This window comes from Novosphingopyxis baekryungensis DSM 16222, assembly GCF_000420305.1.
Lineage (GTDB): Bacteria > Pseudomonadota > Alphaproteobacteria > Sphingomonadales > Sphingomonadaceae > Novosphingopyxis > Novosphingopyxis baekryungensis.
Window position 1 is genome coordinate 449,686 of the sequence record NZ_ATUR01000002.1, and the last position, 22,710, is coordinate 472,395.

The window sequence follows — 22,710 nt, forward strand, 5'->3', positions numbered from 1 at the left end:
TCGGCCGGACCGGCAGGCATTCCATGTTCGACCTCGGCATATCCGAGATGGCGGTGATCGCCGTGATTGCGGTGGTGGCCATTGGCCCCAAGCAGTTGCCGGAAGCGATGATGACCGCCGGGCGCTGGGTCGCGCGCATTCGCGGCGTGATGCGGCAGGTGCGTGAAGGCTTTGACGATATGGTGCGCGAAGCCGAACTGAAAGACATGGAAAAGAAATGGGCCGATGAGAATGCCCGGATCATGCGCGAACATCCGGAAGGCGCGCTGACCAGCGACGATCTTGCCGCGGCCGAAGCGCAGATGCGGCCACTGCCGCCGCCGCCGGCTGCCGCTGCCGATCCAGCGGACCGGGACCCCCCACCAGCCGATCATGCGGCCGCCGCTCCGGCCGATCATGGCCTGGCGGACGACACCAAAGATGCCCCCACGCCGTGACGAATGATATCGACGACAGCAAGGCGCCCCTGCTCGATCACCTCATCGAGCTGCGCGGACGGCTGATCAAATGCCTGCTGGCGCTGGTTGTGGCCTTTTGCATCGGCGCCTATTTTGCCGATGATATTTTCGGGATGCTGGTGCGGCCGCTCACCGATGCGTTTCCGCCGGGGCAGGGGCGGCTGATCTATACCAAGCTGTACGAAGCCTTTTTCGTCGAGATCAAGGTGGCGGTCTTCACCGCGTTTCTGCTCGCCTTTCCCGTGATCGCGACGCAGCTGTGGCGTTTTGTCGCGCCCGGCCTGTATAACAATGAAAAGCAGGCGTTTCTGCCGTTCCTGTTCGCGTCCCCCATCTTGTTTGCGGCAGGCGCGTCGCTCGCTTATTTCCTGGTGATGCCGCTCGCTTTCACCTTTTTCCTTGGATATTCCGGGATGACGGGCGGGCTGGATGTGGAAGCCTTGCCGGCCGTCGGCGAGTATCTGGATCTCGTCATGCGCTTTGTGCTGGCCTTTGGCGTGGCATTTCAGCTGCCAATCCTGCTGCTTCTGCTGCACCGCGCCGGGATCGTGACGCGCGAACAGCTGGTCGGTTTCCGGCGCTATATGCTGGTCATCGCCTTTCTGGTGGCGGCCATATTAACGCCGCCGGACATCATTTCGCAGTTCATGCTCGGCGTGCCGCTGGTGCTGCTTTATGAAAGCTCGCTCATTCTCATGGCGTTGACGGACCGGAAAAAGGCAAAGCAAAAGGCGACCGAATAGATTCGATCGCCTCCCTGAATGCGCCGACAAATCGGCGCCTATATTTGGATGCTGCGCTGCGATCAGTTGATCGCGTCTTCGCCCGCACGGCCAACGGATTCAATGTCTTCACCGGCACCCTTAACGGTGTTGCAGGCAGACATCAGGAAGGTGGCGGCGACAAGCCCGGCCAATACTACTTTGCGCATGGTAATCCTCCAGAATGCAGATAAAAATGAGGCCCGGATGGCTGGGTTGGGAGGAGCACATCCGGGCCTTAACTCAGAACAGCGGCAAAGGGGGGGAGGGAGTTCCGCTGCTCTGCCATGAAGAACGGGCCTTTGAAAAAAGGGTTCCTCGACGCCGGTTTTTTTCGAAAAAAAATTATAAATCACTGAAAATAAAGGTGGAATATTGGGTCTGATGTCCAAAGGCATTCGCCCGCCACGCGATCAATGCCGGTTGTCGCCGCCCCGGCCAGTTCCTAATATGGCTGGATGACCAACACTCCACCCTCGCTTGCGCTTATCGGCAACACTCCTCTTGTGAAACTGGAGGGTCCAAGCCGTGAGGCGGGTTGCGACATTTTCGGCAAATGCGAATTCACCAATCCCGGCGCATCGGTCAAGGATCGCGCGGCGCTCTATATCGTGCGCGATGCCGAGGAGCGCGGCGTGCTCAAGCCCGGCGGCACCATTGTCGAAGGCACGGCGGGCAACACCGGTATAGGCCTGGCGCTGGTCGCCAATGCGCTTGGCTATCGCACGGTGATCGTGATGCCGGAAACGCAGAGCAAGGAGAAGATGGACACCTTGCTCGCGCTGGGTGCAGAATTGATCACCGTGCCGGCTGCGCCCTTTTCCAATCCCGCCCACTTCGTCCACACCTCCCGCCGGATCGCCGAGGAAACCGAAAATGCGGTGTGGGCGAACCAGTTCGATAATATCGCCAATCGCCGCGCGCATATCGAAACCACAGCGGAGGAAATCTGGACGCAGATGGATGGCCGTGTGGACGGTTTCACCTGCGCGGCGGGCACCGGTGGCACCATCGCCGGCGTCGGCATGGGGCTGAAGGAAAAGAGCGAGGATGTGGTTATCGCGCTCACCGATCCGCATGGCGCGGCGCTATATGAGTATTTTGCGCATGGCGAATTGCGCTCGGAAGGCAATTCCATTGCGGAAGGAATCGGGCAGGGGCGGATCACGGCCAATCTGGAAGGCGCGCCCATCGACACGCAGTTTCGCATTTCCGATGAGGAAGGCCTGGAGTGGGTCCGCCGGCTGCTGGCGGAAGAAGGCCTCTGCCTTGGCTTGTCCGCCGGCATCAATGTCGCGGGCGCGGTGGCGCTGGGCAAGCAGCTTGGCCCCGGCAAGCGCATTGCGACCATCCTGTGCGACACCGGATTTCGCTATCTTTCCACCTTGTATAATCCGGACTGGATGCGCGCCAAAAATCTGCCGCCGATGCCTTGGCAGGACCGGAAGGGTGACAGCGCATGACCTTGCGCCGCGAAAATATGCAGCGACTGCAGATCGGCGGTTTTGGCCTGATCGCGGTGATGCTGCTCGTCGGGCTGGCCAGCATCGCCAATGACCGGGCCAGCAACGAAGTGCCGGTAACGCAGGAAATTGCCGACCCCGGCATCGTTGCGTCGCAGGAAGAGGGGGCAGCCGAAACGGCCAAGGAGCCGCTTGCAGAACTTGGGGCGGTGCCAGCGCCTGAAGAGACGCCGATCGCAAAGACGCAATAACAGCATGATGCTCTCCGGCTTTGCCCGCTCGCTTGCCATGGCGACGCTGCTGTGGTGGCCATTAAGCGGATGCAGCAGCGATGGGGCGGCGGAGAAACCGGCGCTTCTGCTGATGACCAGCCTGCCGCTGCAATATGGCGAAGCCAGCCTGGAAGAGCGGCTGGACGGGCAGGGCGGCGCGCCCTTGCCGGCCTTTGAGCGCCTGGCGGATCGGTACAATATCCGTTCGCTCGATACGCTCAATGAGCTGGACGACGCAAAGCGCGGCGTCCTGTTGCTTGCGCAGCCGCGCGCCTTGTCTCCGCCGGAACTGGTCGCGCTGGACGAATGGCTGCGGGCAGGCGGAAAGGCGTTGATCCTGGCCGATCCGGCGCTGACCTGGCCAAGCGACTATCCGCTGGGCGATGCGCGCCGCCCGCTGTTCACTTCCCTGCTTTCCCCGCTGTTCACCCATTGGGGCATCGAGCTTGTCCTGCCGATGGATGAGGCAAGGGAAACCGTGGAACGGACCGTCGATGGGCTGACCCTGGAGACGTCCACGCCGGGCGCATTCCTGTCCTTGCCGGATGGCGGCACGCCGGCCGCCGATTGCGATGTCGGGCCGCAGCCGTCTTTCATGGCGATCTGCACGGTCGGCCAGGGACAGGCGATGCTTCTTGCGGATGCGGACCTGTTGCAGGCACGGTGGTGGCAAGGCGGCGCGCCGTTGAACCTGACCGGGGATCGCCGCGAGAATATGATGCTCATCGAACGGCTCATCGATCGCCTGTCGGCGTAAAACGCGTCCGCTGGCGGTGGCGCGCATCGCCCGCGATTCTGCGTCATCCGATGGCAGGCCTGGCCCGGCAAACGCCATCACCAAGAACAAAGAAAGAACTTAAGATGTATCAGCTATTTAGAGGCTTTGGCTAAGGCAGCGGAAAGCCTCGAATTTCTGGTTGAGCCCCACGCTTTTCCTAAAAATCCCTTGTTGACCCATGAAATCCCATGCTAAGCCCATGGTCAATCGGGGTGTCAGCTTTGCCATCGCAAAGACCGACGCTGGAGCCGTGCGGTTCCGGCGCGGGACGCGTTTGCCCTGAGAGGGAAGGGGTTCGAAAAGTCGGTGGATGGGGGCTTCGTATATGGCGGTTCTGGCCTGTCGACGATCGACGGGAAGGGCCGCTGCACGATTCCGTCCGATCTGCGATCGACGGTCGAGGCGTCCAGCAACGGCAATGTTGTGTGCCTTGCGCGCCACCCTGATCTGCCCTGCCTGATGGGCTTTGGCACTACCGAGCGAGACGCCCTGGTCACCGATTTGAAGAAGCAGTGGGAATATGCCCAGCAACGTGGAGAGAATTTCGATCGTCAGGCGGCCGGTGGGCCGCTTGCGTCGTCGCTCACCGTCATCGGGTTCGAAGCCAGTGGCCGGTTCGTGGTCCCGCCGATGCTGCGGTTCTTCGGCAAGCTGGAAGAGCAGGCCTTTTTCCACGGCAACATCACCAATTTTTACATCTGGAACCCGTCCATCCTGCTGGCGCAGGAAACGGGCTTTGAAATGCAGAAGGAAATCGCGGAATATTTTCTCGCCGAGGCCGAAAGGAAGCGCAAATGAGCGTTGACCAGCCTCCGCATATTCCCGTCCTTCTCGAAGAGGTCGTCCACGCCGCCGCCATCACCCCTGGTGCGCATATCGTGGACGGCACTTTCGGCGCCGGCGGCTATTCATCCGCCTTCCTGGCCCAGGGGGCGAACGTCTATGCGTTCGATCGCGACCCCTCGGCAATCGCGCAGGGCGCCGGACTCGCGGGCGGGAGCAAGGGGCGTCTACGCCTCTTCCCCGCCCGCTTCTCAGACATGGCATCGGTGCTGGAAGCCGACGGCATAGCGGCGGTCGACGCCGTTGTGCTCGATATCGGCGTCAGCTCGATGCAGCTCGATGAAGCCGCGCGCGGTTTCTCCTTCCGCAGTGACGGGCCGCTGGACATGCGCATGGGCCAGGACGGCCCCAGCGCCGCCGACTTTCTGAACGAGGCCGATGAGGAAGAGATCGCCAACGTCATCTATCTCTATGGGGAAGAGCGCAAATCGCGCCGCATCGCGCGCGCCATCGTCGCGGCCCGTCCGCTGACCCGCACTGGGGAGCTGGCACAGGTCGTGCGCAAGGCGCTGGGCCATCGTGACGGGGCACCCAAGGATCCGGCCACGCGCACCTTTCAGGCGATCCGCATCCATATCAATGCCGAGCTGGACGAACTGCGCGATGGGCTGGCCGCGGCCGAGCGCCTGCTGCGTCCCGGCGGCCGGCTGGTGGTGGTCAGCTTCCACAGTCTGGAAGACCGCATCGTGAAGCAGTTCCTGCGCACCCGCAGCGGGCAGGGCGCATCGGGATCGCGCCATTTGCCGATGCAGGAAGATGTCACGCGGCCGAGTTTCGCCAAGCCGTCCAAGGCCATTCGCGCAGGCGAGGTCGAGCTGGCGCGCAACCCGCGCGCGCGCTCCGCCGTGCTGCGCTGGGCCGAGCGCACGGATGCTGCGCCATGGCAGGAGCAGGCGGCATGAGCATGGGCTTCAAACGACTGCAGGGACTGGGCTGGGTCGCGCTGGTGTTCCTGGTCGCGATCTCGCTCTATCCGCTGTCGCTCAATGTCGGCGCGATGCACGCCCGGTTGGTCAAGGTCGACCGGCAGATCGTGCAGACGCGCAAGGAAATCAGCTATCTGCAAGCCGAAATCCGTGCCCGCGCCAGTCTCGATCAGCTCGAGAAATGGAACGATCTGCTGTATGGATATGACGCACCGCAAGCCGCGCAATATCTGAGCGGTGAGCGTGCGCTGGCCGATCTGCACGGGGGCGAGCTTGGTCCGCAGACGCCGGTTCTGGTCTCGGCAGCCTATGGATTGAACGCGATGCCGATCGGGACGATCGGCAATGGCGGGCGCGTCGCCGGCGCCGCGGATACCGGCCCGGCGGCTGCCCGTCCGGAAGCTGCCGCCACGGCAACGCCCGCCAAAGCCAAAGCGGAGACCAGGACAGCAAGCGCCGCGCCGTCGCCGGAGCCGATTGCGCCCGTCGCCGTGCGCGAACAGCGCGTGGCGCAGCTGGAATCCAGCCTCCTCGGCGCGTCCACCCTGCGCGATATCCAGGCGCGCGCCAATGCCGAGCGCGCCAAGCAATGAACACCATCGCCGCCATGCCCGGCCGCAGGCCGATCACCGCCTATAGCGGCAGCGTGGGCACGGCCACCTATCAGCGCCTGATGATCCTGGCGCTGATCTTCGTGGCGGCGGTCCTGCTGATCATCCTGCGCCTCACCAGTTTTGCGCTGTTCGAGGAGCAGAAGAGCTTTCGCAGCCTGTCGACCACCTATGTGCCCGAACGCGGCGACATCGTGGACCGGCGCGGCGTGCCGCTCGCGCGCACCATTGCCGCCTATGCCATATGGATGAAGCCGGACGATATTCGCGGCGACAGAAAGCAGTTGGCCGCCGATCTGGAGCGAATTTTCCCCGATGAACCGGCGGGTGTCTTTTACGCCAAGCTTACCGCCGGAAAGCCGACCTATCTGCGCCGCCGCGCCTTGCCACGCGAGGTGAGCGAAGTGCATGCGCTGGGAGAAATCGGCATCGAATTCCCGCGCGAGCCGGAACGGCTTTATCCGGAATATGATCTGGCTGCGCATGTCATCGGCTTTACCGATATGGGCGGCACCGGCCGCATGGGCATGGAGCGCGTGCTGGAATCGCGCCTGACCGATCCGGCCAAGCGTGCGCAGCCCGTTGCGCTGTCGATCGACAGCCGCGTGCAGGGCGCGCTGCGCAATGAACTGTCCAAGGCCATGGCGTCCACCCACGCCATCGGCGCGGCGGGCGTGGTGCTGGACGCCAATACGGGCGAGATCGTTGCGCTCAGCTCTCTGCCCAGCTTCAACCCCAACAAGCTGGATGCCGAAGGCGTGCGCAATCAGGCCAATGGCGTGACGCAGAGCGTGTACGAGCTGGGTTCCACCTTCAAGCCGATCACCGTGGCCGCCGCGCTAGATGCAGGAACGGTGCGCGATTTGTCGCGCCGGTACGATGCCACCGCGCCGCTGAAGATCGCGGGCTTCCGCATCCATGACGATCATCCCATGGGCCGCTGGATCAATGTGCCCGAGGCACTGGTCAACAGCTCCAATATCGTCACCGCTCGCATCGCCGACGATCTGGGGCAGGAGCGGATGGAAAAGATGCTGCGCACGCTGCGCTTCGATCAGCGTCCCGAAATCGAGATTGCCGAAAAAGGACTGCCGATCTGGCCGCGCGACTGGGGCCGGCTGACCACCATGACCGTTGGCTATGGCCATGGCATCGCCGTGACGCCCTTGCATCTGGCGACCGCATATGCGGCGCTCGTCAATGGTGGCATCTATCGGCCCAGCACGCTGCTCAAGGTGCAGCCGGATCAGGCCCCCGCCGGCCGCCGCGTATTCAGCGCAGCCACCAGCGCACGCATGCGCCAGCTGCTGCGCATGATCGTGCTGGACGGCACCGGGCGGAATGCCGATGCCGAGGGTTACCGGATCGGCGGCAAGACCGGATCGGCGGAAAAGCCTTCGGCGGGCGGATATTCCAAAAGTTCGCTCGTCTCCACCTTCGCCGCCGCCTTCCCGATGGACAATCCGAAATATGTCGTCGTGGTCACGCTGGACGAACCGCAGGGCACAGCGGCCACGTCGTTTCAGCGTACCGCCGGCTGGGTCGCCGCGCCGATCGTGAAGCGCCTGGTGCCGCGCATCGGGCCGATGCTCGGTGTGCTGCCGGATACGCGCCGCGATGTCGATGTGAGCGAGCTCATGCCGCTGCTGTGGCGTTCTGGCGGAGGTCATTGATGCGGCTGGGCGATGTCCTGCCCGATCTGGCCGAGGAAGCGGCCCGGCAGCCGATCACGGGCTTTGCCATCGACCATCGCAAGGTGGCCCCGGGCAATGTCTTCGGCGCCTTTCAGGGCGCGACGTTCAACGCCGAGGATGTCATTCCCCAGGCCGTGGCGGCGGGGGCCATCGCCATTGTCGCGCGGCCTTCGGTCACCGTCGACGGCGCGCCACTGATTGCGGACGCCGCCCCGCGCCGCCGCTTTGCCCGGATAGCGGCACAATATTACCGGCCTTTCCCCGGCAACACGGTGGCGGTGACGGGCACCAATGGCAAAACCTCCACGGTGGAACTGACGCGGCAATTATGGCGCATGGCCGGGCATAGCGCAGCCTCCATCGGTACGCTGGGCATTACGACCGGATCGGAGAACAGCCGCACCGGCCTGACCACGCCCGATATCGTGACCTTTCTGTCCAATATGGCGGGGCTGGCGCGCGAGGGCGTGAGCCATGCCGCGTTCGAGGCCTCCAGCCATGGGCTGGACCAGTATCGCAGTGAAGGCCTGCCAATCCGCGCCGCCGCCTTCACCAATCTCAGCCGCGATCATCTTGACTATCACGGCACGATGGATGCCTATTTCGATACCAAGATGCGGCTGTTCGACGAGGTGTTGGACGAAAACGGCACCGCCGTCATCTGGGCGGACGATGCGTGGTCGGACAAGGTGTTCGATCGCGTGGCGCACCGCTCGCTGCGCCGCATCACCGTCGGTCGGCGCGGCGAAGGGCTAAGGCTGATCAGCCAGACGCCGACCCAGCTCGGCCAGATGCTGGAAGTGGAGGTGCAGGGCCGCCAAAGCCGCATCAATCTTCCGTTGATCGGGGCTTATCAGGCCAATAATGCGCTCACCGCTGCTGCGCTGGTGATCGCCACGGGCGGGCGATGGCCGGATGTGGCCGGGCATATGGCGCGGCTTCAGCCGGTGCGCGGGCGGCTCGAACGCGCGGTCATCAGCCGCTCCGGTGCGCCGGTCTATGTCGATTATGCGCACACGCCCGATGGTCTGAAAGCCGCCTGCGATGCGCTGCGCGATCATGCGCGCGGCCGTCTCATCACGCTGTTCGGCGCAGGCGGGGATCGCGATACGGGCAAGCGCGCGGCCATGGGCACGGTCGCCACCGATCTGTCCGATGTGGTGATCGTGACCGACGACAATCCGCGCAGCGAAGATCCCGCGGCGATCCGGCGCGCGGTGCTGGAAGGCGCGCCGGGCGCCACCGAAATAGCGGACCGGGCCGAAGCGATTGCCGCCGCCATTGCCATGGCCAGGCCGGACGATATCGTGCTGCTGGCAGGCAAGGGGCATGAGCAGGGACAGATTGTGGGCGATCAGACATTGCCGTTCGACGATGTGGATGTAGCGCGAAAGGCGGCGGCCTGATGGCACTATGGACAGGGCAGGACATTGCCGCAGCGACCGGCGGCACATTGCACGGATCGTTCGACGCTGACGGCGTTGCGTTCGATTCGCGCGAAGTTGGGCCCGGCGATCTGTTCGTCGCCCTGTCCGGCGAAACCACCGATGGGCATCGCTTTATCGATGGCGCGGTAGCGCAGGGCGCGGCCGGCATATTGACCGAACGCCCGGTCGACCATCCCCATGTGCAGGTGCCGGATACCGCCGAGGCGCTGCGCGCGCTGGCGCGGGCATCGCGTGCGCGCAGCAGCGCCAGAATTATCGGCGTGACCGGATCGGCCGGCAAGACCGGCACCAAGGAAATGCTGTTCGAGGCGCTGGACCGCTCTTCAATGGGCGGCGCGCATCGCTCGCTCAAAAGTTACAACAACCATGTCGGCGTCCCGCTCAGCCTTGCCAGGATGCCGCGCGAGACCAAGTTCGGCATATTCGAAATGGGCATGAACCATGCCGGCGAACTGGCCGATCTGACGCAGCTGGTGCGGCCCGATGTCGCCATCGTCACCACCATCGCGCCCGCCCATGTCGAATTCTTCCCCGATGAAGCGGCCATCGCCCGCGCCAAGGCGGAAATTTTCGAAGGACTGGTGGATGGCGGCACCGCCGTTATTCCGCGCGACAGCCCGCATTATGATCTGCTGCGCGATGCGGCGTCGAAGAGTGGGGCGCGGATCGTCAGCTTCGGATTTCACGAAGACGCGGATGTGCAGGCTGTGGAGATGATCGATCGGCCGCCGGGATCGCAAGTGACCGCCGAACTTGGCGAAATCACCCTGAGTTACCGGATCGCGCAGCCGGGACGGCACATCGTGGCCAATTCGCTCGCTGTTCTGGCCGCGGTCGATGCGGTGGGCGGCGATCTGGCGGCGGCGGGTCTCGCGCTGGCGGAGCTGCCCGGTCTGCCGGGGCGCGGCCAGCGCCATGTGCTGCCGCATGCCGGCGGCGAGCTGCTGCTGATCGATGAAAGCTATAACGCCAATCCCGCCTCGATGCGTGCCGCGATCGCCGGGCTGGCCGATCTGCGCAGCCGGCGCACGATTGCCGTGCTCGGGGCCATGAAAGAGCTGGGCGAGAAATCGGCCGGCTATCATGCCGATATCGCGCCGCTTCTGGCGCAGGCGGATGTGGATGAGACCATATTTGTCGGCCCCGAATTTGAAAATCTGGTGGAAAAGCTGGCCGGTGGACTTGAGGGACCGGCGCGCTTCGCCCATTGCGGAACGGCTTCGGAAGCGATCACGCTTCTACGCGCACGGATCAAGGGCGGCGAAGCGGTGCTGGTGAAGGGCTCCAATTCCGTGGGACTGTCCAGGCTGGTGAGCGCTTTCGTCGACGGAGACAGCTGAATGTTATATCTGCTCGCCGAATGGTTTAATTTCGAAGGACCGTTCAATCTTTTGCGCTATCAGAGCGTGCGCTCCGGTGCCGCTGTGGCCACGGCGCTGTTTCTGGGGCTGTTGATCGGCCCGCGCTTCATCCTGATGCTGCGCATGAAGCAGGGCAAGGGCCAGCCGATCCGGCTGGACGGCCCACAGACGCATCTTGCCAAGGTGGGCACGCCGACGATGGGCGGCCTTCTGATCCTGATTTCGCTGGCCGTGGCCGTGCTGTTGTGGATGGACCTGCGCAATATCTATGTCTGGGCCTGTCTGTTCGTCACCTTCGGCTTTGCCATCATCGGTTTCCTGGACGATTACGACAAGGTCACCAAGTCCAGCCACAAGGGCGTGCCCGGCCGGGTCCGCCTGATCGCCGAATTCGCCGTGGCCGGCGTGGCGGCATGGCTGATCACCGATCAGAACGGCACGCAGCTCTATCTGCCGTTCCTGAGCGGCGTGTCGATAGATCTCGGCTGGTTCTACATCCTGTTCGCCATGTTCGTGATCGTCGGCGCCGGCAATGCGGTGAACCTCACCGACGGTCTGGACGGCTTGGCGACGATGCCGGTGGTGATCGCGTCGGTAACCTTTTTCATCATCGTCTATCTGGTCGGCAACGCGATCTATGCCAATTATCTCGGCATTCCGCATGTCAGCGGCGCGGGCGAGCTGACCATATTGTGCGGCGCGATGATCGGCGCGGGCCTAGCGTTTCTCTGGTACAATGCGCCGCCTGCCGCGGTGTTCATGGGGGATACCGGCAGCCTGGCGCTTGGCGGCGCGCTCGGTGCCATTGCGGTCTCGACCCATCATGAGCTGGTGCTCGGCGTGGTCGGCGGCCTGTTCGTGATCGAGGCGCTGTCGGTCATCATCCAGGTGTTCTTTTTCAAGCGCACGGGCAAGCGCGTCTTCAAAATGGCCCCAATCCATCATCATTTCGAGCAGCTGGGCTGGTCTGAGCCGACGGTGGTGATCCGCTTCTGGATCATCAGCCTCGTGCTCGCTCTGGCCGGCCTGTCCACGCTGAAGCTCAGATGATCATCAGCCCTGCCTTTGCCGACAAGCATTATGCGCTGCTGGGGCTGGCGCGGTCCGGCCTGGCTGCGCTCGATGCGCTGGTCGCCAGCGGCGCGAAGGTCACCGCCTGGGACGGCCAGCCCGACCAGCGGGCGCTGGCGCAGGACAAGGCCGTGATCGCCGACCTGCTGGAGGCGGACATGACCGCGTTCGATGCCATTGTGGTGTCGCCCGGCGTGCCGCTCAACAGTAACCCGATCGCCGCGCGGGCACGGGCGGCGGGTGTGCCGGTGATCGGTGATATCGAGCTGTTTGCGCAGGCCCGTGCCAGCCTGCCGCCGCACAAGCTGGTCGGCATCACCGGCACCAATGGCAAATCGACCACGACGGCGCTGATCGACCATATCCTGCGCACCGCAGGGCGGGCCAGCCTGATGGGCGGCAATATCGGCCTGCCGATCATGTCCCGCACGCCGCTGGAACCCAATGATCTGGGCCCGGCGGTCTATGTGCTGGAACTGTCGAGCTATCAGATCGATCTGACGCAGAGCCTGGACTGCGATGTCGCGGTGCTGCTCAACATCACGCCGGACCATCTCGATCGCTATGACGGATTCGAGGCCTATGCCGCGTCCAAGGGGCGGCTCTTTTCGATGCAGAGCAAGCAGCATGAGGCCGTGATCGGGATCGCCGATACGCCAAGTGCGCTGATCGCCCGCCAACTCGACCGGCCCTCGCGTCACATCACCAAGATCGCCCCGGGCGTGTGCATGGACCAGTCCCGCTGGCCATCGCTGCAGGGGCCGCATAATGCACAGAACGCGCTGGCGGCCATCGCCGCGTGCGAGGCGCTGGGCGTGCCGAACGAGGCGATCGACCGGGGGCTGGAAAGCTTTGGCGGCCTGCCGCACCGGATGGAACGGCTCGGCCAATTCGGCGGCGTGCACTTCGTCAATGACAGCAAGGCCACCAATCCCGCCTCGACCGCTCCGGCATTGGCCGCGTTCGACCGGATCCGCTGGATCGTCGGCGGCCTGCCAAAGGACGATAATCTGGACGAATGCGCACCCAATTTCGCCAATGTGGTGAAGGCCTATACCATCGGCGATGCCGGGCCGGCCTTCGCCCGCCTGCTGGCAGGCCATATGGAGGTGGATGAAAGCGAGATGCTGGCCACCGCCGTGCGCCGCGCCGTGCGCGATGCCCAGCCGGGCGATACCGTGCTGCTCTCGCCCGCCTGCGCCAGCTTCGACCAGTTCCGCGATTTCGAGGCGCGGGGCGCGTGCTTCCGGGAGGCGGTTTCGATCTATGCGGGGGGCGATCATGGCTGAGCATGGACCCAAGCAACTGGCCGGAGTCATCGCGGCGCGGGGGCGTGCGACCATGGAAAGCCGCCTCGGGCGCGCCGATCGCTCGCCCATCGGCGTGTGGTTCTGGGAGCTGGACCGGGTGCTGCTCGGCCTGATCGTGGCGCTCATCGCCATCGGTTTGCTCGCCGTCGCCGCTGCCTCGCCGGCCACCGCGCAGCGTTTGTCGACCAGTTCGCAGACGCTCGATCCGCTCTATTTCTTCTATCGTCAGCTGATGTGGGTGGCGGTGTCCGTGCCGTGCATGCTGCTGGTATCGATGCTGCCCAAGGATGAGGCGCGCCGCTTTGCCATCCTCGCCTTCGGTCTGTTTCTGGCGCTGCTGATCCTGGTGCCGGTGTTCGGATCTGAAGTGAACGGTGCCCGGCGCTGGATCGGGCCGGGCTTTGCCAATGTGCAGCCGAGCGAGTTTCTGAAGCCATTTTTCGCCGTCACCATGGCCTGGATCCTCAGCTGGAAATCGCGCGAGCACAGCATTCCGGTGATACCGCTGACGCTGGGGATCACCGGTTTCATCGCGCTGCTGCTGATGAACCAGCCCGATCTGGGCCAGACGATCATCTTCTGTGGCATCTGGTTCACGCTGATGCTGGTCGGCGGCATGTCGGTGCGCCTGCTGGCAGCGCTGGTAATCGGCGGCATCGTGCTGCTGGTGGCGGCCTATGCCTTTTATCCGGTGGCGACCCAGCGGATCGACACCTGGCTGTTCGGCGGTGAGACGAACGATCAGATCATGCTGGCCTATCGCACCATCACCTCTGGCGGTCTGGTCGGCGTGGGGCCGGGTCTCGGCACCGAGAAATTCCATCTGCCCGAGGCGCATACCGATTATATCTTCTCGGTGATTGGCGAAGAGTTCGGCATTCTGCCGTGCATCGTCATCGCGCTTACCTTTCTGGCGGTGATCATCCGCGTGCTGGTGCGCCTGCTGGACGAGGAAGACCGGTTCGTGATCCTGGCCGCAACTGGGCTGGTGGCGCAGTTCGGCGGGCAGGCGCTGGTCAACATGGCGGTGAACCTGCAGCTCTTCCCGTCCAAGGGCATGACGCTGCCGTTTATCAGCTATGGCGGATCGTCCCTGATCGCCATCGGCGTGGGCATGGGGCTGCTGCTGGCTTTCACGAAGCGAAACCCGTATCTTGACCGCTCCCGCTATATGATGAAGGGCGCAAGCGGATGAGCGTACAGAAACATTTCGTCCTGGCGGCCGGTGGCACCGGCGGTCACATGGTCCCGGCCCATGCTTTGGCGCGCGAGCTGGAACAGCGCGGGCACCGCGTTGCGCTGATCACCGATGCACGCGGCGCCAAGATTCCCGGCATTTTCGATGGTGCCGAGGTTCATGTGCTGCCCGCAGGCCGGCTGACCAAAAACCCGATGAGCTGGCCCGGCGCGCTGAAGGCGATCTGGAAGGGCCGCGCCATGGCCCGCCAGCTCTATTCCACCTTCCGCCCGACCAGCGTGGTCGGCTTCGGCGGCTATCCTGCATTCCCCGCATTATTGGGCGCCTTTGCGAACGATATCCCAACGGTCATTCATGAACAGAATGCCGTGCTCGGCCGCGTCAACCGGCTCGTCGCGCGCAAGGTGAACGCCATCGCCACCAGCTATCCGGATATCAAACGGCTTGCCGATAGCCGCAAGGACAAGGTGGAACTGGTTGGCAATCCGGTGCGCGAGCAGGTGCTGGCCATCCGCGAAGAGCCCTATCCGCCACTGTTCGAGGACGGCATTTTCCGCGTGCTGGTGACGGGCGGCAGCCAGGGCGCCACCATATTGTCCGATGTCGTTCCGCAGGCGCTGGCCATGCTGCCGCCCACGCTGCGCCGCCGGCTGCAGGTAACGCAGCAGTGCCGCGTGGAGGATATCGATCAGGTGCGCGCGATCTATGCCGAGAATGATATTCCGGCGGAGCTCGCCACCTATTTGCCCGATCTGCCGGAGCGGCTGGGTTGGGCGCATCTGGTGATCGGCCGTGCCGGTGCATCGACCATTGCCGAGCTGACGGCGGCCGGACGGCCCGCCATTCTGGTGCCGCTGCCGATCGCGACCGACGATCATCAAAGCTATAATGTGCGCGAAATGGTGGAGGCGGGCGGCGCGCGCTCCATCCCGCAGCCGCGTTTCACGCCCAAGGAAGTGGCCAAGCAGATCCAGAAGATGGCGCTGAAACCCGGCAGCCTGGAAAATGCCGCCAGGGCTGCACGCAGCTGCGGCCGGCCCAAGGCGGTGCAGGAACTGGCCAATCTGGTGGAAAGCTTTGGCGGCGCTCCATTGGTGGAGCCGATGAAGGTGCAGCAACCCGCACCGGCGCGCGGACAGGTCGCTGGCCCCGCTTTTGCACGGAATGTGAGCTGATGCGCGAAGTCCCCAAGGATATCGGCACGGTCCACTTCGTCGGCATCGGCGGCATCGGGATGTCCGGCATTGCCGAGGTGATGTTCGATCTGGGCTACAAGGTGCAAGGATCGGACATAGCCGAGGGCGGCACGGTCAAGCGGCTGCGCTCGCTGGGTATCGAGATCGCCATCGGGCATGCGCCGGAAAATGTTGCCGAGGCTTCGGTCGTGGTCACGTCCACCGCGGTCAAGCGCGACAATCCGGAGGTTCGCGCCGCGCTGGACGCGCGTATCCCGGTCGTCCGCCGCGCGGAGATGCTGGCCGAGCTGATGCGCCTGAAATATTGCGTCGCAGTGGCCGGCACGCATGGCAAGACCACCACGACCTCGCTGGTCGCCTGCCTGCTCGATGCAGGCGGGGTCGATCCCACGGTAATCAATGGCGGCATCATCAATCGCTATGGCTCCAACGCGCGTATCGGTTCGGGCGACTGGATGGTGGTGGAGGCCGATGAGAGCGACGGCAGTTTCCTGCGGCTCGACGGCACCTATTCTATCGTCACCAATATCGATCCCGAGCATCTGGATCATTATGGCGATTTCGACACCATCAAGGCCGCTTTCGTAGAATTTATCGAGAACGTCCCCTTTTATGGCGCGGCGATCCTGTGCGTGGACCATGACGAGGTGCAGGCGCTTTTGCCCAAAATCCGCGATCGGCGCACGGTGACCTACGGATTCAGCGCGCAGGCCGATATTCGCGGTGAGAATGTGCGGCCCTATCCCGGCGGCAATCTGTTCGATGTGGCGGTACACGGCCGCGACGGGAGCGTTCGCACGATCGCCGATATCGATTTGCCCATGGCCGGGCGGCACAATGTGCAGAACGCGCTGGCCGCCATTGCCGTCGCCATCCAGATGGAGCTGCCGGACGGCGCCATCGCCAGCGGGTTCGAGCAGTTCGGCGGCGTGCGGCGGCGGTTCACCAAGGTCGGCACCATCGAAATGGACGGCGGCGATGCGATCGTGATCGACGATTACGGCCATCATCCGGTGGAAATCCGCGCCGTGCTGAATGCCGCGCGTGAAGGCGCGCAGGGGCGGGTCATCGCGGTCATGCAGCCGCACCGCTACACCCGGTTGCGCGATCATATGGAAGCGTTTCAGAGCAGCTTCAACGATGCCGATGCCGTCCTGATCACGCCGGTCTATGCGGCCAATGAAAGCCCGATCGACGGTATCGACAGCGCCGCGCTGGTCGCTGGCGCGCGCGATCGCGGGCATCGCGACGTGCAGCTGGTGGAGGATGAAACGCAGCTCGCCGCCAGGCTGGTGACCATGGTGCAGCCGGGCGACATGATCGTCTGTCTCGGTGCGGGCGATATCACCATATGGGCATCCGAACTGGCCGCCGCGATCACCGATCGGCTGGGGCGTGACCATGTTTGAGATGCTGGAATGGGGCGCAGAGATGCAGAAGGCGATCCGTCAGGCCCAGCTTGACCAGATGGAAGCTGCGGGCGACGCTATCGAGGCGTTGCAACAGCAGGCTGCCGAGCGCGCCAAGGCGCAGCGCGGCCTTTGGCGCAGCTGGATGCAGTTCTGGGGCGGCAAGCCATGAGTGCTGCCCCCATGCCTGCCCTGAAAGGGTCGCTGACCGAAAAGGGCAGTCTGGCCGATTTTATCTGGTTCCGCACCGGCGGACCGGCCGACTGGCTGGCGCGGCCCGCCAGCGTGGACGACCTGTCGGGCTTTCTGGCCGATCTGGACCCGGCTGTGCCGGTGATGCCGGTGGGCGTCGGTTCCAACCTTATCGTGCGCGATGGCGGCGTGCCCGGCGTGGTCGTGCGGTTGCCCAAGGCGATGGGCAAGGTGACGATCGAAGGCGAGCGGCGCGTACGCGCCGGCGCGGCGGCCATGGGCATCACCGTGGCGAGCGCCGCGCGCGATGCGGGCATTGCGGGCCTCGAATTTCTGCGCGGCATTCCAGGCACGGCGGGCGGCGCGGTGCGCATGAATGCGGGCGCCTATGGCCGCGAATGTGCCGATGTTCTGATCGAGGCGACGGTCGTGCTGCGCGATGGCACGGTGGAAACATGGTCCGCCGAGCGCTTTGAATTTACCTATCGCCACAGCGCGCTGCCCGCGGGTGCGATCGTGGTGGAGGCGCTGTTCGAGGGCATGCCAGGCGATCCCGCCACTATCGGTGCGGAAATGGACCGGATTGCCGACGAGCGTGAGGCATCGCAGCCGCTGCGCAGCCGCACCGGAGGCTCCACCTTCAAGAACCCGCCGGGTGAAAAGGCCTGGGCGCTGGTCGACAAGGCAGGGTGCCGCGGCCTCATGATCGGTGATGCGCAGGTGAGCGAGAAGCACACCAATTTCCTGCTCAACATCGGCAATGCGACCAGCGCCGACATCGAAGCGCTTGGCGAAGAGGTCCGCCGCCGCGTGCAGACCGACAGCGGGATCGCGCTGGAATGGGAAATCCAGCGCGTGGGGAGAAAAGCGTGACCGATATACTTCACGTTGCGGTGCTGATGGGCGGCTGGTCCGCCGAGCGCGAGGTGTCGCTCATGTCCGGCACGGGCGTGGCCGATGCGCTGGAATCGCGCGGGCACAAGGTGACGCGGATCGACATGGACCGCAATGTCGCCGCCGTGATTGCGGGTGTGCGGCCCGATGTCGTGTTCAACGCGCTGCACGGCACGCCGGGCGAGGACGGGCGCGTGCAGGGCATGCTCGATCTGATGCAAATTCCGTATACGCATAGCGGCATGACGACGTCGGTCATCGCTATCGACAAGCAACTGACCAAGAACGAACTGCTGCCGCACGGCATTCCCATGCCCGAAGGCCGGATTGTCGAGAGCGAAAGCTTGTACGACGCCGATCCCCTGCCGCGCCCCTATGTGCTGAAACCCGTGAACGAGGGCAGCTCGGTCGGCGTGGCGATCGTGCGGGAGGACGGCAATTACGGCCAGCCCATCGGGCGCGATGTGGCGGGGCCGTGGCAGGAATTCGACTCCCTGCTCGCCGAGCCTTTCATCAAAGGCCGCGAATTGACGACGGCGGTGGTCGGCGGGGAGGCGCTGATGGTGACCGAACTGGTCATCGCCACGGGCTTCTACGATTATGACGCCAAATATACCGACGGCGTGACACAGCATATCTGCCCGGCGGACATTCCGGCCGGGATCGCGGACTATTGCAAGGAACTGGCGCTGCGCGCGCATCACGCGCTGGGCTGCAAGGGGCCGTCCCGTTCCGATTTTCGCTGGGACGACGAGCTTGGCCGGGACGGACTGTTCCTGCTTGAGGTGAACACCCAGCCCGGCATGACGCCGCTCAGCCTGGTGCCCGAACAGGCGAAAGCGGCGGGCATGGACTATGCCGAGCTGGTGGAGCGCATCGTGCGCGAGGCGCTGGCATGAGCAGGGGCGCGCCCACCACCAGCATCAAGCGCGGGGCCAAGCCGGTCAAGGCGCGCAAGCGGCAGACCGGTGCGCGCAAGGTGAAGCAGGTGTCCGTTCTCGACAGGCTCCTGAAAGCCCTGCCGTTCACCGAAGCGCAGATGCAACGCGCGCTCACCTACGCCATCGTCGCTGTGGCCGGCGTTGGCCTGATCGTGACGGCGAACCTGACCGGCGTGACCGCCGAGGCGCATGCCCAATATGCGCATCTGGCCGCCAAGGCCGGGTTCGAGGTCAAGAATGTGGAAGTCAGCGGCATCAAGCGCGTGGACGAGTTCAAGGTCTATGATCTCGTTCTGGCGCAGAAGGACCGGGCAATGCCACTGGTCGATGTCGGGCAGATCCGGCAGGATCTGCTGCAATATGGCTGGATCAAGGAGGCGCGGGTGTCGCGCCGCCTGCCCGATACCCTGGTTGTGGACATTACGGAGCGGCAACCGGCGGCGGTGTGGCAGCAGGGGGACCAGCTCGCGCTGATCGATGCGGACGGGCATGTGCTGGAACAGATCAGCGCCGAACATCGGCCCAATCTGCCGCTGCTGGTGGGGCCGGATGCGAATTTGAAAGCAGTGGCGCTGGCCAGCCTGCTGTCCGCGGCGCCGGCCTTGAAACCGCGCGTGGCCGGGGCGGAATGGATCGGCAACCGGCGCTGGAACCTGCAGTTCAAGACCGGCGAGACCCTGGCGCTGCCCGAAGGGCGCGAGGTGTCCGCCGAGGCGCTGGTAAAGTTCGCGAAGATGGACGGGGTCAACCATCTGCTGGGCCACCGCTATATCTATTTCGATTTCCGCGATCCGACCAAGGGCTATCTGCGCCCGCGTCCGGAAGCCGTGCCGTCCGCCGAGAGCGCGAGCAACGATGCCGGCTCCGGCGTTGCGCCAGGAGAGGAAGGCTGATGGCCGCGCCCAAAGTGGAGCGGCTGATTACCGCGCTGGATATCGGATCTTCCAAGATATCCGCTCTGATCGCGGGTGTGACCGAGGACGGTAAGCTGACCGTCCTGGGGACCGGACAGCGCGAAAGCCGCGGCGTGAAGCGCGGCTATGTTACAGATGTGCAGGCCGCCGAACTGGCCGTGCGCACCGCCGTTGAGCAGGCCGAGCGCATGGCCGGCCTCAACATCGACCGGGTGCATGTCGCCTTCAGCGCGGGCGGGCTGACCAGCCGCGTGACCACGATGGAAGTCGATCTGTCCGGCCACCGGGTGGGGCAGGAGCATATCGATTATCTGCTGGACAGCGGGCGGCAGGGCATCGATCCGGAGGGCAAGCTGATCCTGCACGCGCAGCCCGCCTTATATACACTGGACGGGGTAGAGGGCATCCGCAATCCCAAGGGGCTGCACGCCGATCAGCTGAGTGTGGATATCCATGTTTTGCTGGGCGATCCGGCGCCGGTGCGCAACATCGACATGACCGTGCGCGCTGCGCATCTCGAGGTGGACGCCGTCGTCGCCGCGCCGATTGCAGCGGGCATGGCCTGCCTGACCGAGGAAGAACGCGAGCTGGGCGTAGCGCTGGTGGAATTCGGCGCATCGGTGACCAATGTTGCGCTGTTCGCGGGCGGCATGCTGGTCGATCTGTGCACCATTCCCTTCGGCGCTGCGGACATCACCGACGATATCGCCAGTGCGTTTGGTATCCGCCGCATGCAGGCCGAGCGGATGAAATGCTTCCACGGCTCCGCGCTGACCAATCCGCGTGACAATCACGACGTGATCGAGGTGGAGCGCGGCGCGGTGTCTTCCGAGGAGGAAGGGGCCGAGGGCGGGCGCATCACCCGCGCTGCCCTCAACAGCGTGATCCGTCAGCGGCTCGACCATATTATCGGCGAAATTCGCAGCGCGCTGAAGGAGCTTGGTTTTTCCGGGCCCGTGGGCCGACAGGTGGTGCTGACGGGCGGCGGCGCGGAGATGAAGGGGCTGGCCGCTTATGCGCAGTCCGCGCTTGGCCGCACGGTGCGGATCGGCAAGCCGGCCGGGCTGGCAGGCCTGCCGGAAGCGCATGCCGGCCCGGCGTTCGGCACGCTTGCGGGGCTGGTGCTCTATGCCAAGGATGAGCCGCTGGACCTGCGCTCGCTCAGCGTGGTGGCGCAGGATACGCATCGCTATGCCGCGCCCGGCCTGGTCAAACGCTTCATGCATGCCTTCCGCACCAATTTTTAGTCTTGGGATGGGCGCGGTGCGTCAATAAAGGGATGCGACAAGGCTGCATTTGTGCCAAGTGGGGACAATATCAGCACGCACTACCAGTACAAGGCCGGGATGGCCTAGGGGAACATAGCGATGAGTATCAATATCGGACCGCCCTCTGTGGATGAATTGAAGCCAAAGATTGCCGTCATCGGCGTCGGCGGGGCGGGCGGCAACGCCATTGCCAATATGATCGCGGCCAATGTCGAGGGCGTGGATTTCATCGTCGCCAATACCGATGCGCAGTCGCTCAACAGCTCGGTGGCCGAACATCGCATCCAGCTTGGCCCCGATATCACCCAGGGTCTGGGTGCCGGATCGCGCCCCGAAGTGGGCCGTGCGGCGGCGGAAGAAACGCTCGATCAGGTCAAGGCGGCGCTGGAAGGCGCGCATATGTGCTTCATCGCGGCGGGCATGGGCGGTGGCACCGGCACCGGCGCTGCGCCCGTGATCGCGCAGGCCGCGCGGGAAATGAACATCCTGACCGTGGGCGTGGTGACCAAGCCCTTCACGTTCGAAGGCACGCGCCGCATGCGCTCCGCCGATTCCGGCATCGATGAGCTGCAGAAGAATGTCGATACGCTGATCGTGATTCCGAACCAGAACCTGTTCCTGGTCGCCAATCCCAACACCACCTTCAAGGAAGCCTTCCTGCTGGCCGACGAAGTGCTGCAGCAGGGCGTGCGCGGCATCACCGATCTGATGGTGATGCCCGGCCTGATCAATCTCGATTTCGCCGATGTCCGCTCCGTCATGCATGAAATGGGCAAGGCGATGATGGGCACGGGCGAGGCCGAAGGCGACGGTCGCGCGCTCGAGGCGGCCGAAAAGGCCATTGCCAACCCGCTGCTGGACGGTGTGTCGATGAAGGGGGCCAAGGGCGTCATCGTGTCGATCACCGGTGGTGAAGACATGCGCCTGATGGAAGTGGACGAGGCCGCCAATCATATCCGCGAGCTGGTCGATCCCGATGCGAACATCATCTGGGGTTCGGCCTTCAACGAAAATCTCGACGGCAAGATTCGTGTGTCCGTGGTCGCCACCGGCATCGATACCGATGGCACATCGGAAGACAGCGCGCCGCCGAGTCGCAGCTTTGCCTTCCCCGGTTCGCGCCCGGCCGCCAAGGCCGAGCCCGAACAGGCACCGGAGCCGGAGATGCCAGAAACGCCGCGCGCATCTGCACCGGCTGTGTCCGACGAGCAGGATGAGCCGGAGGCGCCCAAGAGCGCGCCAGCCGCGCCGGCACGGCCCGCCCCGGCAGCGCCCGAGCGGGAAGAGGCATCTGCGCCCCGCGTCCCGCGTTTCGGCCAGAAGGAAGCCCCGGCTGCATCCGCCACGGCGGATGAGGACGACACGCTGGAACTCAGCGGCGGCATCAGGCCCGAAGCGCAGGAGAAGGCGGCAGAAGAGAAGCCGTTTCTGAAGCCGGGCAGCGCAAAAGCGTCCGACGCGCCTTCCAAGCCGGCCCCGCGCATCGCCAGCGGCGGCGGTACCTTGTTCGAGCGTATGTCCAATCTGTCGCGTGGGCTCGGCAAGGATGAGGCCGATACGGCGGCGGACGAGGATGATGGCGATCCGCTCAACATCCCGCGTTTTCTGGGTCGTCAGAACAACCAGCGCTGATCGATCCGCATGGCAAATCTCTGGGGGGACCGATTCACCCGGTCCTCCTGTCGTTTTACCGCCTGCGACC

General features: G+C 64.5%; 23 protein-coding genes. 22 read left to right on the top strand and 1 reads right to left on the bottom strand.

Translation table 11 applies throughout. The features are described from left to right. The first annotated feature begins 23 nt into the window (after nt 1-23). Nucleotides 24-437 carry a Sec-independent protein translocase protein TatB gene (gene tatB / locus G410_RS15250; protein WP_022672032.1) on the top strand — a complete coding sequence of 138 codons (414 nt, stop codon included), beginning with the start codon at nt 24-26 and terminating at the stop codon, nt 435-437. After that, nucleotides 434-1,201 carry a twin-arginine translocase subunit TatC gene (tatC, locus tag G410_RS0102235; protein ID WP_022672033.1) on the top strand — a complete coding sequence of 256 codons (768 nt, stop codon included), beginning with the start codon at nt 434-436 and terminating at the stop codon, nt 1,199-1,201. The genes tatB and tatC overlap by 4 nt, the downstream gene beginning before the upstream one ends. 62 nt (nt 1,202-1,263) lie before the next feature. Here tatC and G410_RS17605 read toward each other — a convergent pair whose 3' ends face one another. Further along, the gene (locus G410_RS17605) at nt 1,264-1,389 is read right to left on the bottom strand and encodes an entericidin A/B family lipoprotein (protein WP_022672034.1); all 126 of its coding nucleotides are present in this window, start codon (nt 1,387-1,389) and stop codon (nt 1,264-1,266) included. Between the two features lie 288 nt (nt 1,390-1,677). Here G410_RS17605 and G410_RS0102245 point away from each other — a divergent pair, with 288 nt between their 5' ends. The 20 genes from G410_RS0102245 to ftsZ all read left to right on the top strand — a co-directional run bounded on the left by G410_RS0102245 (nt 1,678) and on the right by ftsZ (nt 22,640). Then, nucleotides 1,678-2,682 (top strand): cysteine synthase A, encoded by a 1,005-nt coding sequence (locus tag G410_RS0102245; protein ID WP_022672035.1) that lies wholly within the window; start codon nt 1,678-1,680, stop codon nt 2,680-2,682. Then, complete coding sequence (locus G410_RS15255; protein ID WP_022672036.1) at nt 2,679-2,933, top strand: hypothetical protein; 255 nt, start codon at nt 2,679-2,681, stop codon at nt 2,931-2,933. The genes G410_RS0102245 and G410_RS15255 overlap by 4 nt, the downstream gene beginning before the upstream one ends. Nucleotides 2,934-2,937: 4 nt before the next feature. Beyond that, a complete protein-coding gene (locus G410_RS15260; protein ID WP_022672037.1) occupies nt 2,938-3,711 on the top strand; it encodes a Gldg family protein in 774 nt (257 codons plus the stop codon). 327 nt (nt 3,712-4,038) lie between these two features. Further along, nucleotides 4,039-4,530 carry a division/cell wall cluster transcriptional repressor MraZ gene (locus G410_RS0102265; protein ID WP_022672039.1) on the top strand — a complete coding sequence of 164 codons (492 nt, stop codon included), beginning with the start codon at nt 4,039-4,041 and terminating at the stop codon, nt 4,528-4,530. Beyond that, entirely contained in the window at nt 4,527-5,477 is a 951-nt protein-coding gene (gene rsmH, locus G410_RS0102270) for a 16S rRNA (cytosine(1402)-N(4))-methyltransferase RsmH (RefSeq protein WP_022672040.1), read from the top strand. The genes G410_RS0102265 and rsmH overlap by 4 nt, the downstream gene beginning before the upstream one ends. Next, the gene (locus tag G410_RS0102275) at nt 5,474-6,094 is read left to right on the top strand and encodes a hypothetical protein (RefSeq protein WP_022672041.1); all 621 of its coding nucleotides are present in this window, start codon (nt 5,474-5,476) and stop codon (nt 6,092-6,094) included. The genes rsmH and G410_RS0102275 overlap by 4 nt, the downstream gene beginning before the upstream one ends. After that, nucleotides 6,091-7,785 (top strand): peptidoglycan D,D-transpeptidase FtsI family protein, encoded by a 1,695-nt coding sequence (locus G410_RS15265; RefSeq protein ID WP_022672042.1) that lies wholly within the window; start codon nt 6,091-6,093, stop codon nt 7,783-7,785. Before G410_RS0102275 ends, G410_RS15265 begins: the two co-directional genes overlap by 4 nt. Further along, nucleotides 7,785-9,212 (top strand): UDP-N-acetylmuramoyl-L-alanyl-D-glutamate--2,6-diaminopimelate ligase, encoded by a 1,428-nt coding sequence (locus tag G410_RS0102285; protein ID WP_022672043.1) that lies wholly within the window; start codon nt 7,785-7,787, stop codon nt 9,210-9,212. Before G410_RS15265 ends, G410_RS0102285 begins: the two co-directional genes overlap by 1 nt. Continuing rightward, nucleotides 9,209-10,594 (top strand): UDP-N-acetylmuramoyl-tripeptide--D-alanyl-D-alanine ligase, encoded by a 1,386-nt coding sequence (locus G410_RS0102290; RefSeq protein ID WP_156851827.1) that lies wholly within the window; start codon nt 9,209-9,211, stop codon nt 10,592-10,594. The genes G410_RS0102285 and G410_RS0102290 overlap by 4 nt, the downstream gene beginning before the upstream one ends. After that, nucleotides 10,595-11,665, top strand: coding sequence for a phospho-N-acetylmuramoyl-pentapeptide-transferase (gene mraY, locus G410_RS0102295; protein WP_022672045.1), 1,071 nt, complete (start codon nt 10,595-10,597; stop codon nt 11,663-11,665). Next, on the top strand, nt 11,662-12,975 hold the full coding sequence (gene murD, locus G410_RS0102300) for a UDP-N-acetylmuramoyl-L-alanine--D-glutamate ligase (RefSeq protein WP_022672046.1): 1,314 nt from the start codon (nt 11,662-11,664) through the stop codon (nt 12,973-12,975). The genes mraY and murD overlap by 4 nt, the downstream gene beginning before the upstream one ends. After that, a complete protein-coding gene (locus G410_RS0102305; protein ID WP_022672047.1) occupies nt 12,968-14,191 on the top strand; it encodes an FtsW/RodA/SpoVE family cell cycle protein in 1,224 nt (407 codons plus the stop codon). Before murD ends, G410_RS0102305 begins: the two co-directional genes overlap by 8 nt. Next, entirely contained in the window at nt 14,188-15,369 is a 1,182-nt protein-coding gene (murG, locus tag G410_RS0102310; protein WP_022672048.1) for an undecaprenyldiphospho-muramoylpentapeptide beta-N-acetylglucosaminyltransferase, read from the top strand. The genes G410_RS0102305 and murG overlap by 4 nt, the downstream gene beginning before the upstream one ends. Further along, nucleotides 15,369-16,799: a UDP-N-acetylmuramate--L-alanine ligase gene (gene murC, locus G410_RS0102315; protein ID WP_022672049.1), complete on the top strand. Its 1,431-nt coding sequence runs from the start codon at nt 15,369-15,371 to the stop codon at nt 16,797-16,799. The genes murG and murC overlap by 1 nt, the downstream gene beginning before the upstream one ends. After that, on the top strand, nt 16,786-16,971 hold the full coding sequence (locus G410_RS0102320; RefSeq protein WP_162604060.1) for a hypothetical protein: 186 nt from the start codon (nt 16,786-16,788) through the stop codon (nt 16,969-16,971). The genes murC and G410_RS0102320 overlap by 14 nt, the downstream gene beginning before the upstream one ends. Further along, on the top strand, nt 16,968-17,864 hold the full coding sequence (murB, locus tag G410_RS0102325; protein ID WP_028970965.1) for a UDP-N-acetylmuramate dehydrogenase: 897 nt from the start codon (nt 16,968-16,970) through the stop codon (nt 17,862-17,864). Before G410_RS0102320 ends, murB begins: the two co-directional genes overlap by 4 nt. Continuing rightward, on the top strand, nt 17,831-18,784 hold the full coding sequence (locus tag G410_RS0102330; RefSeq protein ID WP_051137168.1) for a D-alanine--D-alanine ligase: 954 nt from the start codon (nt 17,831-17,833) through the stop codon (nt 18,782-18,784). Before murB ends, G410_RS0102330 begins: the two co-directional genes overlap by 34 nt. Then, nucleotides 18,781-19,719 carry a cell division protein FtsQ/DivIB gene (locus G410_RS0102335; protein ID WP_022672053.1) on the top strand — a complete coding sequence of 313 codons (939 nt, stop codon included), beginning with the start codon at nt 18,781-18,783 and terminating at the stop codon, nt 19,717-19,719. Before G410_RS0102330 ends, G410_RS0102335 begins: the two co-directional genes overlap by 4 nt. Next, nucleotides 19,719-20,987 carry a cell division protein FtsA gene (gene ftsA, locus G410_RS0102340; RefSeq protein ID WP_022672054.1) on the top strand — a complete coding sequence of 423 codons (1,269 nt, stop codon included), beginning with the start codon at nt 19,719-19,721 and terminating at the stop codon, nt 20,985-20,987. The genes G410_RS0102335 and ftsA overlap by 1 nt, the downstream gene beginning before the upstream one ends. 120 nt (nt 20,988-21,107) lie before the next feature. Beyond that, on the top strand, nt 21,108-22,640 hold the full coding sequence (gene ftsZ, locus G410_RS0102345) for a cell division protein FtsZ (RefSeq protein WP_022672055.1): 1,533 nt from the start codon (nt 21,108-21,110) through the stop codon (nt 22,638-22,640). Nucleotides 22,641-22,710: the final 70 nt, after the last annotated feature.